This is a genomic window from Actinomadura napierensis, from assembly GCF_039529375.1.
Classification (GTDB): domain Bacteria; phylum Actinomycetota; class Actinomycetes; order Streptosporangiales; family Streptosporangiaceae; genus Spirillospora; species Spirillospora napierensis.
In genome coordinates this window covers 28,428-41,312 of record NZ_BAAAMR010000019.1, presented here as the reverse complement: position 1 = coordinate 41,312, position 12,885 = coordinate 28,428, and the positions used below count along the sequence as shown (strand labels likewise).

General features: G+C 74.5%; 14 protein-coding genes. 6 read left to right on the top strand and 8 right to left on the bottom strand.

Annotated features, from left to right (window positions below):
- Positions 1-9 precede the first annotated feature (9 nt).
- Both ABD296_RS13350 and ABD296_RS13345 read left to right on the top strand, forming a co-directional pair.
- Positions 10-390 carry a hypothetical protein gene (locus ABD296_RS13350; RefSeq protein ID WP_344265779.1) on the top strand — a complete coding sequence of 127 codons (381 nt, stop codon included), beginning with the start codon at positions 10-12 and terminating at the stop codon, positions 388-390.
- A gap of 88 nt (positions 391-478) precedes the next feature.
- Positions 479-913: an ATP-binding protein gene (locus ABD296_RS13345; RefSeq protein WP_344265777.1), complete on the top strand. Its 435-nt coding sequence runs from the start codon at positions 479-481 to the stop codon at positions 911-913.
- A 78-nt stretch (positions 914-991) separates the two neighbouring features.
- On the opposite strand, the gene ABD296_RS13340 is transcribed toward ABD296_RS13345, so the two are convergent.
- The 3 genes from ABD296_RS13340 to ABD296_RS13330 form a co-directional block, all read right to left on the bottom strand.
- Positions 992-1,645 (bottom strand): choice-of-anchor P family protein, encoded by a 654-nt coding sequence (locus ABD296_RS13340; protein ID WP_344265775.1) that lies wholly within the window; start codon positions 1,643-1,645, stop codon positions 992-994.
- A gap of 73 nt (positions 1,646-1,718) precedes the next feature.
- Positions 1,719-2,570 (bottom strand): L,D-transpeptidase, encoded by an 852-nt coding sequence (locus ABD296_RS13335; RefSeq protein ID WP_344265773.1) that lies wholly within the window; start codon positions 2,568-2,570, stop codon positions 1,719-1,721.
- A gap of 254 nt (positions 2,571-2,824) precedes the next feature.
- On the bottom strand, positions 2,825-3,298 hold the full coding sequence (locus tag ABD296_RS13330) for a MarR family transcriptional regulator (protein WP_344265770.1): 474 nt from the start codon (positions 3,296-3,298) through the stop codon (positions 2,825-2,827).
- Between the two features lie 74 nt (positions 3,299-3,372).
- Between ABD296_RS13330 and ABD296_RS13325 the strand changes: the two genes are divergently transcribed.
- Positions 3,373-4,662, top strand: a complete 1,290-nt coding sequence (locus tag ABD296_RS13325; protein ID WP_344265767.1) for a PP2C family protein-serine/threonine phosphatase — start codon at positions 3,373-3,375, stop codon at positions 4,660-4,662.
- Here the strand turns inward: ABD296_RS13325 and ABD296_RS13320 are convergent.
- From ABD296_RS13320 to ABD296_RS13310, 3 genes are read right to left on the bottom strand one after another with little or no spacing between them, the layout of a single operon-like run.
- The gene (locus ABD296_RS13320) at positions 4,646-5,083 is read right to left on the bottom strand and encodes a response regulator (protein ID WP_344265764.1); all 438 of its coding nucleotides are present in this window, start codon (positions 5,081-5,083) and stop codon (positions 4,646-4,648) included. The two genes, ABD296_RS13325 and ABD296_RS13320, sit on opposite strands and share 17 nt — an antisense overlap.
- Positions 5,076-6,821, bottom strand: a complete 1,746-nt coding sequence (locus tag ABD296_RS13315; protein ID WP_344265761.1) for a sensor histidine kinase — start codon at positions 6,819-6,821, stop codon at positions 5,076-5,078. Before ABD296_RS13315 ends, ABD296_RS13320 begins: the two co-directional genes overlap by 8 nt.
- Positions 6,821-8,020 carry a PP2C family protein-serine/threonine phosphatase gene (locus ABD296_RS13310; protein WP_344265758.1) on the bottom strand — a complete coding sequence of 400 codons (1,200 nt, stop codon included), beginning with the start codon at positions 8,018-8,020 and terminating at the stop codon, positions 6,821-6,823. The genes ABD296_RS13315 and ABD296_RS13310 overlap by 1 nt, the downstream gene beginning before the upstream one ends.
- 195 nt (positions 8,021-8,215) lie before the next feature.
- Here ABD296_RS13310 and ABD296_RS13305 point away from each other — a divergent pair, with 195 nt between their 5' ends.
- A complete protein-coding gene (locus ABD296_RS13305) occupies positions 8,216-8,845 on the top strand; it encodes an RNA polymerase sigma factor (protein ID WP_344265755.1) in 630 nt (209 codons plus the stop codon).
- Positions 8,842-10,017 (top strand): CU044_5270 family protein, encoded by a 1,176-nt coding sequence (locus tag ABD296_RS13300; protein ID WP_344265752.1) that lies wholly within the window; start codon positions 8,842-8,844, stop codon positions 10,015-10,017. The genes ABD296_RS13305 and ABD296_RS13300 overlap by 4 nt, the downstream gene beginning before the upstream one ends.
- Positions 10,018-10,163: 146 nt before the next feature.
- Here ABD296_RS13300 and ABD296_RS13295 read toward each other — a convergent pair whose 3' ends face one another.
- Together ABD296_RS13295 and ABD296_RS13290 are read right to left on the bottom strand one after the other, a co-directional pair.
- On the bottom strand, positions 10,164-10,514 hold the full coding sequence (locus ABD296_RS13295) for a hypothetical protein (protein ID WP_344265749.1): 351 nt from the start codon (positions 10,512-10,514) through the stop codon (positions 10,164-10,166).
- An 84-nt stretch (positions 10,515-10,598) separates the two neighbouring features.
- Positions 10,599-12,140: a pentapeptide repeat-containing protein gene (locus tag ABD296_RS13290; RefSeq protein WP_344265746.1), complete on the bottom strand. Its 1,542-nt coding sequence runs from the start codon at positions 12,138-12,140 to the stop codon at positions 10,599-10,601.
- A 194-nt stretch (positions 12,141-12,334) separates the two neighbouring features.
- On the opposite strand from ABD296_RS13290, the gene ABD296_RS13285 reads away from it, so the two are divergent.
- A complete protein-coding gene (locus tag ABD296_RS13285; protein ID WP_344265744.1) occupies positions 12,335-12,883 on the top strand; it encodes a hypothetical protein in 549 nt (182 codons plus the stop codon).
- The last annotated feature ends 2 nt before the right edge of the window (positions 12,884-12,885 follow it).

Here is a 12,885-nt window from a genome sequence, read left to right as displayed (position 1 = left end):
GCTGTGGGCATGGTCACTCCTGAGGGCATCGAGAAAGAGTTCACGCTGCTGTCGGCGACCGCGCGGCACAACGAGCTGTGGGTGCGGGACGCCATGGGCGACCTTCCGCTGCTGCGCGAGGAGACGCTCGAAATGCTCGCGCTCGGCGAGGTCATCGCGCGCAAGGCCGTGTACGGGCGGCAGCTCGCGGTGCGGTCGGCGCGGGAGGCGGGCGCGTCGTGGTCGCAGATCGGGGCCGCGCTCGGGATCAGCAAGCAGGCCGCCTGGGAGGCGAACGCCCGCTGGATCGACGAGCAGGAGGAGCAGCACCGGCGCGCCGACTACCGGGGGCTGAACGAGGAGCAGGCCGCGCAGGAGCGCGAACTGGCCGGAAGCGCCGAGGAGGGCTGACGCCGCCGTCGACCCCGCCGGTGGCCGGAGTTTCCGATGTGCGGTATTGGGAATTCTTGCCACTAGCGAGGGAACGGAGGCGCATGGTATGGAGGTCGTCCTTGAGATGACCCTGCCGAGGAACGCCGAGAGCGCTCCGCTGGTGAGGCATACGCTCGACGCCTCCCTGCGCGGCCTCGGCGTTCCGCCGGAGGTCCGCGCCGATATCGCGCTGGCGTTGGGCGAGGCGTGCGCGAACGTGATCCAGCACGCCACGGCGGGCAAGGCCTACGAGGTCAGGGCTCGGATGGACGGGGCCAAGTGCGTCGTCGAGGTCATCGACGGGGGCGCCGTCGTGAGCACGACCGAGGGCGGTGACGCCGCGCGGACCGCCCCGGGCTGGGACGCGCCGCCGGCGCCGCCGGGCGCCGAGCACGGGCGCGGCCTGCAGTTGATGCGGGCGCTCACGGAGGAAGTCCATATTCTCGATCGCGTCCAGCGGAACGGGGCGATCGTGCATTTCGAGAAATCGTTCGCCGTCTGACGCGGAAACCCGCATGCGCCATTCAGCGCGAACGGCCCGGCGGTGCGTGCACCGCCGGGCCGTTCGCGTCGGGAATGGTCAGCCGGTGACCGCGAGGTCGTGGTGCTTGACCGGCTTCGGCGCCGGCGCCTCGGCGGGACGCTGCGCGGCGGCGCGGCCGCAGGTGGCGGACGCGACCCGCACGGCGCCCTTGCCGCCGGGCAGGTTCAGCTGCATGGCGGTGACGGCGAGCCGCCCGTCCGGCATCTGCTGCTGCTTGTTGAGGACGAGCGAGGTGCGCCCGACGCCCTCGACGTCCACCGGGACGGTCGTGTTGGGCGGCGGCGTGGCGTCCAGCCGCTTGCCCGCGACGACCGCCTGCGTCAGGTGCGCGCCGCCCCGGCCGTCGCGGCAGGTCGCGCTCACCGCGTCCGCCGCCAGCTTGGCGGTCGGGACGGCCAGGTCGGAGACGTTGGAGCGGGCGTTCGCCGGCGTCGCGTCCACGTTCAGCGCGGAGGCCCGGACGAACCTGGTGTGGTCCTCGCGCAGCAGGCTCTTGTGCGCGGCGCCGCGCTCGGACGAGACGGCGGGCACCGGCGGGACGGCGCCGAGCGGGCCGCTGACGGCCAGCCCGTAGGCGGAGCCGACCGGGTCGGACGGCGCGGCCGGGACGGACGCGCCGGCCGGTACGGCGGCGGCGGTGAGGCCGGCGGCGAGCAGGCCGGCGGTGGTCATGCGTCTGAAGGCGTGCATGGATCGTCTCCGATCGTGGGTGGAGTCCGGGCGGACCTGACGGCCGCGCGGCGCGGTGATCAGCGGGGTCGGCTCACTCGTCGATGAACACGAGGCTTCCGAGCGGGACCTTGGCCAGGGCCTGCAGCGCGTCCTGGGGCACGCGCACGCAGCCGTGCGTGACGGCCTTGCCGAACACGGAGCGGTCGGGCCAGCCGTGCAGCGCGACGGTCCCGGGGCCGCCGCCGAAGGTGTCCAGGGTGGCCGAGTGTGTGCCGAGCGGCAGCACCAGCGGGCTGGGCGTCTTCTTGGCGGGAGCGAGGTTGGCGAGCACGAAGGTGCGGCCGGTCGGCGTCGGCGTCTTCGCGCCGCCGACCGCGACCGACCAGGAGCCGGCGGCCTTGCCCGACTTGAGCAGGGTGAGCCGGCGCTGCGACAGGTCGACCTTGACGGTGTAGGGCGTGTGCGCGGTGAGCAGGCCGTCGGTGGTGCCGGAGATCCAGCCGCTCGCCCGGTTGGGCCGGCTGGGCAGCAGCACGCGCCGCCAGTCTCCGGAGCTCTGCACCACGGGCACCCAGGTCGGGCCGCCCAATTCCTGGGTGGGCAGCGTGGCGACCGTCCGCCCGCCGGGCTTGTCGAGCACGGGGACGGGCTTGGCGGGGTGGACGACGAGGCCGCCGGTGGTTCGGCCGGGCTCGGCGTCGCGCGGGACGCCCTTGAGGCGGGCGAAGGTGGTGGCCTCCGGGGCCTGGGCGGTGCCTCCCGCCGGGGCCTGCGCCGGCGGCGCCGCGCGCTTGGCGCCGTCCCCGGCGAACGCCGAGTTGGCGGACGAGTGCCCGCAGCCGCCGAGCAGGAGGCCCGCGCCCGTCGCGAGCGCGCCCGCCGCCAGCGCGGCGCGCCGGGGCGCCCGCCCGGCGGGTGCGGCGCGGGAGCGGCGTTCGGTCATCGCGGCCTCCCGGCGGACATTCCGGCCTTCCGGCCGGGCCGATCGGGAAAGGCATTGTCATTCGCCATGGAGCCGGATGCTAGTAGTGGTCACCGGCTGTGTTGGGTGAACGCCGAAAAAGAGCGCGGCGTGTCCGGTGAAGCGACCGAATAATTGCCGTCTCTTTTCCGTTTACCGGGAGATTTGGCAATTGTAGGACTTTGCGGCGGGCAAGGTGGATTCTGGGGAGATGACGGGACCCGCGGGGAAGGGGGTCAGGCGAGCATGGGGAACGAGCCGCCGTCGGCGTCGCGGCCGGACGCCGCCTCGCGGAACTCCGCGAGGCCCCACAGCAGCGCGGCCCGCGCCGGGGCCGGCATCGCATCCAGCACCCCGGCGAGCTCCGCGCGCCGCCGCAGCCGCAGCCGGTCCAGCAGCGCCTGCCCGTCCGGGGTGAGCCGGACGGTGACCTCGCGCCGGTCCCGGCCCGGGTCGCGGATCAGCAGCCCGGCGCCCTCCAGCCGGTCGCACAGCCGGCTCGCCGACGACACCAGCGCGTCCAGCCCGGCGGCCAGGCGGCTGATGTTGACCGGCCCGCGCTCCAGGATGAACAGCGCTCTGAGCTGCGTCGACGGTACCGGCACGTCCGGCGCGTTGTGCGCGTGCGACCATACGCTCATCAGCGTGAACGCGGCATTGTCGAGGGCGGCAGCGGACCGGGCCGCGTCCTCACCCGACGTGTCCACCATGCCCTCCACTGTTACACACGACATTCCAGACGGCATCCCGGGCCGGTGGCGTCCCCGGGCGAGATGAGGATCCGATGCATTCCCGACCCGGGCGCGGTGAAGCGTTCGAGGCGATCGAGAAGGCGATCTGGGCCGCTCGACCGGACGAACTGGTCACCGCCGTCACCGCGGAACTGGCCCGGCGGTGGCCCGGCGCGCGCGCCGAGGTGCTGCTGGTCGACTACCGGCAGGCGTACCTCGTCCCGGTCGTACCGGGCCTCGCGGAGGTGTTCGGCCGCGACCCCGGCGGCGGGGACGTCCCGCTGGACAACACCGGCCCCGGGCGCGCGTTCGCCGGGCAGCGGGCGATCCGGGAGCGGTCCGGGCGGATCGGCGCGGACCTCGTCCACCTCCCGCTGACCGTGCAGGGCGAGCGGCTCGGCGTGCTGACCGTCCGCCGCCCCGGGGAGGCGGGCCTCGGCGGGCCGGAACCGGAATGGCTGTACCCGGCGGCGCACGCGCTCTCCCGCGCGCTGAAGATCGCCGACTCCGCCACGGACCTGTACCGGCGGGTCCGGCGGCGGACGCGGCTCACGGTGGCCGCGGAGATGCAGTGGGACCTGCTGCCGCCGCTGTCCCGCGACGCCGCCGGGTTCCGGCTGGCCGGCCAGCTCGAGCCCGCCTACGCGGTGTGGGGCGACAACTTCGACTGGACGGCGTCCGGCGACCGGCTGACGCTGACCGTCAGCAACGGGATGGGGACGGGGACGACCGCCGCGGCGCTCACCCATCTGGCGGTCAGCGCGCTGCGCAACGCGCGCCGGTCCGGCGCCGACATCACCGAGCAGGCCGTGCTCGCCGACCAGTCGGTGTACGCGCTGCACCGGGGCGAGCGGAGCGTCGGGACGCTGCTGATGGAGTTCGAGCTGGAGTCCGGGCGGGTCCGGGTGGTCGACGCGGGCTCGCCGAAGCTGTACCGGATGCGCGGCAACCTCACCGAGGCGATCGAGTTCGACGAGCAGCTGCCGCTGGGCATGTTCGGCGACAGCCGGTACTTCGTCGAGGACTTCAGGGTCGAGCACGGCGACCGGCTCGTCGTCGTCAGCGACGGCGTGCACGCGGCGCTGTCGCCGAAGGGCGAGCCGTACGGGCCGGTCGCGCTGCTCCAGGCGCTGCGGGACACCCGGCTGCAGCTGCCGCCGGAGGCCGTCCGCGCCCTGGTCCGGCACTACGTCGCCTACCACGAGGGCGGCGAGCCGGCCGACGACGCGGTGATCGTCTGCGTCGACTGGGACGGCGACGCCGACGCCTACGACACCGACGCCGCGGCAGGCCAGGCCGGCGAGACCGGCGAGACCGGTGCGGCGGCTACCGGGGGAGCTTGACGACCGTCACGAAGAAGTCGTCGATCCGGCGGACGACCGACACGAACTGCTCGAAGTCGACCGGCTTGGTGACGTAGGCGTTGGCGTGCAGGTGGTAGCTGCGCAGGATGTCCTCGTCGGCCTCGGACGTGGTCAGCACGACGACCGGGATGCTGCGCAGGTCCTCGTCGGCCTTGACCTCGGAGAGCACCTCGCGGCCGTCCTTGCGCGGCAGGTTCAGGTCGAGCAGCATCAGGTCGGGGCGCGGCGCGCCCTCGTACTCGCCCTCGCGGCGCAGGAACGCCATCGCCTGCTCGCCGTCGTCGACGACGTGCAGCTTGTTGGCGACCTTGTTGTGCTCGAAGGCCTCGGTGGTCAGCAGCACGTCGCCCGGGTCGTCCTCGACCAGCAGCACCTCGATGGGACGCGGCCCGTCATTCATTGTCGTCTCCGATGGGAAGGGTCCAGTGGAAGGTGGTGCCGGGGTCCTTCTCGCCGCGCTCGTCCTCGTCGAGCCAGATGCGGCCCCCGTGGTACTCGACGATCTTCTTGCAGAGTGCCAGGCCGATGCCGGTGCCGGTGTACTCGTCGCGCGGATGCAGCCGCTGGAAGATCAGGAAGATCCGGTCGGCGTACCGGGGCTCGATGCCGATCCCGTTGTCGGCGCAGGTGAACAGCCACTCGTCGCCCTCCCGCCGGACGTCGACCGCGACGTGCGGCGCGACGTCCGGGCGGCGGAACTTGATCGCGTTGCCGACCAGGTTCTGGAACAGCTGGGTGAGCTGGGTGCGCTCGCCCGGCACCGTCGGCAGGTCGGCGGCGATCTCGACCCGCGCGCCGGTCTCCTCGATCAGCGAGCCGAGGTTGTCCACCGCCTGGCCGGCGACCTCGTTCAGGTCGATCGCGTCCTCGGGACGCGCCATCCGGCCGACGCGGGAGAAGCCGAGCAGGTCGTTGATGAGCGCCTGCATCCGCTTCGCGCCGTCCACGGCGAACGCGACGTACTGCCGGCCGCGCTCGTCGAGCTGGTCGCCGTACCGGCGGTCGAGCATCTGGCAGAAGCTCGCGACCTTGCGCAGCGGCTCCTGGAGGTCGTGGCTGGCGACGTAGGCGAACTGCTCCAGCTCGGCGTTGGAGCGGCGCAGCTCGCCGGCCTGCTCGTCCAGCAGGACGGCCCGCTCGGTGCTGGTCCGCCACTCCTCGATGATCCGCCGCCGCATCGCGTCGATGATCACGGCCAGCTCGTTGATCTCGGTCGGGCCGGACACGTCCAGCCGGTGCGCGAAGTCGCCCTGCGCCACCTCGCGGACCTGCTCGCCGAGCGACGCGACGGGCCGCACGACCGTCCGCCGGATCACCAGGGCCAGCAGGATCACCGCCAGCGCGGCGATCGCCAGCGCCGCGCCGACCGACCACAGCGCGGCGTCCGAGCGCGCCCGCAGCCGGTCGGCGGCCCTCGCGTGCAGGTCGGTGATGCCGGCCTGCAGGGGCGTCATGCCGTTGCGCGCGCGGTCGAACAGCCCGCCGGCCTGCCGGCTCCGGCCGCCGGTCAGCCCGCCGCCGCCGCGCTGGGCCGCGACCGGGTCGGCGAACCGCGCGCGCCACTCCCGCGAGCCCGCGGTCACCTCGTCGACGAGGCGGACCACCCGGCCGCCGCCGGAGACGTCGGCCAGCAGCCGCCGCATCGTCGCGGCGGACGTCGCCTCCTGCGCGACCGCGGTCCGGTACTCGGCGAGCCGGTCCGAGCCGCCCTCCTCGGTGTACCGGCGGATCGCGGTGTCCTGCGCGGCGATCGCCGAGGACAGCTTGTACTGCTCCAGCGCGACCGGGTCGACCTCGTTCACCAGCGTGTCGCGCGCCTTGCCGGCCTGGTACAGCGCGGATCCGGCCACCGCGAACGCCGCGATCAGCAGGACGCCGAGGACGACGGACCCGACCCGGTAGATCTGGACGAGCCGGACGCGGCGGATGCCGCGCGGCCTGGGCAGCTCGGCGTCGGGCAGGACGACAGGCGGCGCGAGCAGCTCGGAGCCGTCGGCCGGGGCCTCGTCGCCGCCCTGTGCCTCAGTGTCCGTGGCCTCGCCGTCCTGTGTCTCAGTGTCGGGGGCCTCTGTGTCCGGGGCCTCGGCGCTCGGGGTCTCTTCGCCGGCCGGCTCCTCGGCGGCGGGTCCGCCGGCCATCACAGCTCACCCCTGCTCAGCATCAGCACCGCCAGGTCGTCGGACAGCACGTCCCCGTTCAGCCGCTCCGCCTCCGCGATCAATCCGTCCACCAGCACGTCCCCGCGCTCGCCGCGGGCATGCGCCGCGCGCGCGAGCTCCTCCAGCCCGGTCAGGTCGAGGCGCTCGCCGCCGTCGCCGACGCAGCCCTCGATCAACCCGTCGGTGTAGAGCATGATCCCCCAGGCGTCGCCGAGCTCGATCTCCTCGGCCGGCCACTCCGCGCCGGGGATCAGACCGAGCGCCGGGCCGTGCGGGCCCTCCGGGAGCGCCTGGACGCCGGACGGGCCGAACAGCAGCGGGCACGGGTGCCCGGCCCGGTGCAGCCGGGCGGTGCGCAGGTCGGGCGCGATCGTGACCATGCACAGCGTGGTGAAGATCTCCTCGCCCCAGCGCTCGTGCTCCAGGACGGCGTCGAGCGTGGACAGCAGGTTGTCGCCGGTGTGCCCGGCCAGCACGAGCGTCCGCCACGCCATGCGCAGCCGCACCCCGAGGGACGCCTCGTCGGCGCCGTGCCCGCTGACGTCGCCGATCACGCCGTGCACGGTGCCGTCGCCGGTCTGCACGGTGTCGTGGAAGTCGCCGCCGAGCAGCGCGCGGTCGCGGCCCGGCCGGTACCGGGTGAGGTGCCGCAGCGGGCCGTCCCTGAGGATCGGGACGGGCAGCAGCCCGCGCTCCAGCCGTGCGTTCTCCCGGCCCACGGCGCGCGCCTCGACCAGCTGCCGCTCGGACTCGTCGGCCCGCTTGCGCTCGATCGCGTAGCTGATGGCGCGGCCGAGCAGCGCGCCGTCCACGTCCTGCTTGACGAGGTAGTCCTGGGCGCCGGCGGCGACCGCCTGCACGCCGACGTGCGCGTCGGCGAGCCCGGTCAGCACGAGCACGGCGGTGGTGGGGGCGCGGGCGATCACCTGGCGCAGCGCGTCCAGCCCGGACGCGTCCGGCAGGGACAGGTCGACGATCACGCACTGCACGTCGGGACGCAGGCTCGCCAGCGCCTCGGCGAGCGTCCGCGCGACCGTGATCTGCACGTTCGGCTGGACCTCGGTGAGGAGCTCCTCGAACAGGTACGCGTCGCCCGGGTCGTCCTCCACCAGCAGGAGATGGGGGGAGCCGGCCACCCCCGGAAGGCGTTCGGCACCGCGACTGTGCATCGCGGTCATATCTCAGCTCCTTCGCCCCGGGAGGCCCCCGCAGGTGGGGGCGGCGTTGGTTGCCATCGAGCAAATATTACGGGCAGTCCAGTAGTGGCAGGACCGACACGCACACTATGGGGTGTTCCAGTACGGCGGTAACGATCGTCCTCCCCGGGCCACTTCCTGGTGATGGACACACCAGGACGGACGGAGGAGCACCCGGTGGCAGACGAGGCCCCCGAGAGACGCTTCACCGCGATGTACGACGCCTGCCGGCAGCGCGTGTGGGCGTACGCCGCCGCCCGCGCCGGGCGGCAGATCGCGGACGAGGTGGTGAGCGAGACGTTCGCGGTGGCGTGGCGGCGGCTCGCGGACGTGCCCGACCCGCCGCTGCCGTGGCTGCTCGGCGTCGCGCGGAACGTGCTGCGCGACGGGCACCGCGCCGAGGTGCGGCGCGAGGCGTTCACGGCCGAGCTGGCCCGCTGGGCGCCGCGGCCCGCCGGCGACGTCGCCGAGGACGTGGCCGAGCGGCTCGCCGTGGTCCGCGCGATGGCGGAGATCCCCGAGGGCGACCGGGAGATCCTGATCCTCGTCGCCTGGCAGGGGCTGAGCCCGCGCGAGGCGGCCCGCGTCGCCGCCTGCTCGCCGGCCGCGCTGCGCGTCCGGCTGCACCGGGCCCGCAAGCGCCTGCTGCGCGCCGCCGACGACGGGCTCGACGCCGCCGGACACCCGGCCGCCGCAGAGGCGCGGGCCACAGTGCCTCCGGGCGGCGCTGGGCGCGGGCCGGGGGCTGAGGCGGTGGGACGTCCGGTACGTCCGCAGATGGGAATCGTCAGTGAGGAGAGGGCATGAACGACGTGCTGCGGACGCTGCGCGAGGCCAGGCCGGCGGAGCTGAGCCCGGACGCGCCGGTCGACGAGGGCGTCCGGCGGGCCGAGCTGGCGCGCGCGATGGCGGCGCCGGCCGGTGACCGGACGCGCGAGGCGCGGGTCCCGCGCCGGTCGCGGGTGCGACCGATGTGGGGGCTCGGGCTGGCCGGTGCGGTCGCGGCGGCGTCGGTGGGCGTGGTCGCCGTCACCTCCGGCGGCGACGGCGGGGCACCGGGGACGCCGGGGCACGGCACGCAGGCCGGCCCGGGGGAGCGGCCGATGGACGCCCGGACCGTGCTGCTCGCCGCCGCCGAGAAGCTGGACGGGGCGTCCGAGCCGGCCGGCGCGTACTGGCACAAGGTGGTGGTCGGCAGCGACTCGATGATGGCGACGGGCGCGGGCGGCGAGCGCTACAGCGTCCTGCTCAACGAGAAGTCCGAGGAGTGGGCGCCCGCGAAGCCCGGCGGCAAGATGGTCGCGCGGCAGCAGCGGCTCGGCGCCGCGCCCGCGACCAAGGCCGACGCGGCGGCGTGGAAGCGCGCGGGGTCGCCGTCGACCCTGTCGCTCCAGGTGGCGATCCAGCCGAGCGGCAAGGGCGGCTACAAGGCCATGAAGGTGTCGACCGGGCCGGGGCCGGTGGAGACCAGCCGGACCGCGCTCGTGGGCGGCGACAAGGTCTACTGGCTCGGCCGGAACGTGTCCATGAAGCAGCTGCAGAGCCTGCCGGGCGACCCGGTGCGGCTGAAGAAGGAGCTGCTGCGCTGGTACGGCGGGCACGACACCGAGTCGTCGAGCATGCCGATGAAGGCGGACGCGTGGCTGTTCCGCGTCGCGGGCAGCCTGGTGACCGAGCTGCCCGTCACGCCGAAGGTGCGGGCGGGGGCGTTCCGGATGCTGGCCGGGCTGAAGACGGTCCAGTCGGTCGGGAAGGTCACCGACGTGAAGGGGCGCACCGGGAACGCCATCGGGATGGTGGAGAAGGAGCCGAGCGGGGTCGTCCGGCAGCTGCTGGTGATCGACCCGGCCAGCGGAAAGGCGCTGGCGGAGGAACGGGTGCTGGTGACGCCGTCCGCGAAGGAGCCGCGGCCCGCCGGGACGGTGCTCGGCTCCACCGCCGTGATCGCGATGGAATGGACGGATTCGGCGCCGAAGTGACGCGCCGGGCAATGGCGGGCGCCGGTTAGCGGGCGCGCGTTGGGGAGGGGACGGTGCCGGGCCGTGACGGGCCGCGCGCCGTCCCTTCCGCCGCTTCCGGCCGATGCCTGATGATCGGGAAGTGATCAGGTGTGATCGGGATGTGATCAGGCGCTTTTCGGGGTCTGGCGGGCGGTTCTCTGGACGGCCCGGCGCTGCGCTGCGGCGTTGCGGGCACGGTTCAGGCTGTCGCGGACGCGGGCGGCGCCGCGCATTGCGGTGGTGGTGTCCTTGACGCGTCCGGCATAGGCGGCGAGGACCTCCGCGACGGGCGGCGGCTGCCATTCCTCCTTGGCGGTGACCGGCGGGACGGGGGGTGCGGCGGGCCCTGTGGTGGGTACTGTGGTGGGCTCTGAGGCGGGCACCGCGGCGGGGGCGGTATTTCCGGGCACGGGGACGAGCGCGAGATGCGATTGGCAGTGCGGGCACTGCACCCCCGGATGGGTGTCTCTGCTCATAACACAAATCATTACCCGTGCCACTGACAAAACTGCGGCGCGCCCTTTTGACGATCAACCGACTGCGGTCCGGCCGCCTGCGGATCATGGCGCGAGAGGGCGCACGCCCTTGCGGGCGGCCGGATGCGCCGACCGCCGTCCGAAGGACGAAAAGGGCTGGTGGGAGCGGGTGCGGCCGGCCGCCTCGGGGTGCTGGTGGCGGACGAACAGCAGCCCGCAGCACACCAGCGCGATCGCGACCGCGAGCCAGGCGGCCATCCGCCCGGCGCGCAGCCCGTACCCGCTGGTGATCCACAGCACGTGCAGGGCCCAGCGCCGCCACTGGCGCTGCTCGCTGCGCCGGCGCATCTCCAGCGCGCTGTAGCGGAAGTCGCGCGCGAGACGGGCCCGGTCGGAGTCGGCCGAGGCGCGGGCCAGCTCCCGGTAGAGGGTCTCCAGCCCGTCGTCGCCGCCCCCTGAACCGGCGGCGTCGCGCGCCAGGTCGTCGGCGAGCACGGCGCGGGCGCCGCGCCGGAGCCGCCACCGGCGCCGGGCCGGGACGGTCGCGAACGGGCAGTCGCCGCTGATCCGCAGCCGGTCGGGGTGGACGAGGCCGAGGAAGCCGCACCCGCTGAGGTCGACGTCGGCGAGGTGCAGGTGCGCCGCGTCCACCCGGCGCAGCGACACGACCCGGACCGCCGCTGGACCGGTCCACGCCGCCGGCTCGGCGAGCCCCTGGATCGGGTGCGGCAGCGACCGGACGTTCACCGCCGCGTCGAAGCAGGCGCCCTCCAGGTCGAGCTCGGCGCGCCGCAGCCGGAACTCGGCCTCGCCGTGCACCGTCACGGCGCGCGCGTTCACCAGCCGGGCCGCCGCGTGCACGCGCAGCCCGCCGAGCGCCGCCGCGTCCGCGAGCCCGATCCGGCCGCCGGCGACCAGCGGGCCGAGCCACAGCCCGCGCCGGAACCGGGTGCGCTCGAACCGGGCGTGCCGGGCGACGCGGACCCGCCGGAACGACACGGCGCCGCCGAAGCAGGCGCCCTGCATCGCCGCGTCCCGCCCGAACCGGGCCCGGTCGAAGCAGGCGGCGCCGAAGAACACGGCCATCCGGAAGGCGGCGTCGGCGTGCCAGACGGCCTCGCCGAACAGGGCGTCCCCGGTGAACACGGCCTCCTCGAAGGAGGCGTGCCGGTGGAAGCGCGCCTCGTGGAAGGAGGCGTTGCCGCCGAACCGCGCGCCCCGGAACGAGACGTTGCCGAAGAACCGGGCGTCGAAGAACGAGGCGCCGTCGAGGAAGCAGGCGCCGTCGAACGAGCTGTCGCCCTCGACGCACGCCCCGCGCAGCACCGCGTGCGAGGGCAGCACGGCGCCGTCGAACCGGGTCCGGCCGAGGTGCGGGCGCCCGTCCGGGCCGGTGACCGCGTCGAGCACCGCGTCCAGCAGCCACGCGGGGACCGTCACGCCCCGCAGGTCGAGGTCGCCGCCGGGGCGCAGCCCGGCCGCGAACCGCGCGAACTCGGCGGGCGCGAGGTGGGCGGGGCAGCCCCCGAACCCGCCGGCGGCGCGCCCGGTGCACCCGTGGACGGCCGAGCACCGCGGCCACAGGAGCGCGGTGGCAGGCGGAGGGGAAGGCTCGTGAGAGGTCACGTGTCCCGTTCTACCTACCGCGGGTTCCGGCGGGAAGCTCTCCCGGTGGCCAGGTCGTTACTTCCGCATGGTTACTGTACGCAGGGGAACGGCCACACTAGGACGTTGATTGGCCGTTTACCACGCCTGTCACCGGTTTCGCGCAAGTCCCTGGTTCTTCATCGGGTTTGTCCCTGCCGTCGTACTGTGAGCGCATGGGGGAACGGAGCCGCTGGATCGCCGACCTGGACGCGCTTCCCGGCGACGCCCCGGACCTCGCGGACCGCCTGCTGCGCCGCCTCGTGGACGCGGGGATCGTGGTGGCCGAGCGGACCGACTGCGTGCTCGGCGACGTCCCCGGCGGGTACGCGCCCGGCCCCGCCGCCGGATCGGTGGTGATGGGCGACCCGGCCGGCTTCCCGGACGTGTGGCCGAACGGCATGGAGATCGACGTCGGCCGCGGCGCCTACTACGGGACGATGCGCGAGGACGACCGGGTGCGGTGCCCGCACTGCGGCGCGTGGCTGCCGTTCGAGACCGTCCTGGACGCGGTCGAGGAGTGGCAGGACGGCGGCCCGGACGCGCTGGTCTGCGCGCGCTGCGGCGTGCGGACGGGCTTCAACGGGTGGCGGTGGCCGGTGCCGTGCGCGTTCGCGGAACTGGGGCTGCGGTTCTGGAACTGGCCGCCGCTGAGCGACGCGTTCGTCACCGGTCTGGCGGCGTGGCTGGGCCACCGCCTGGTCGCCGGATCTTTCGGCACGTAGCG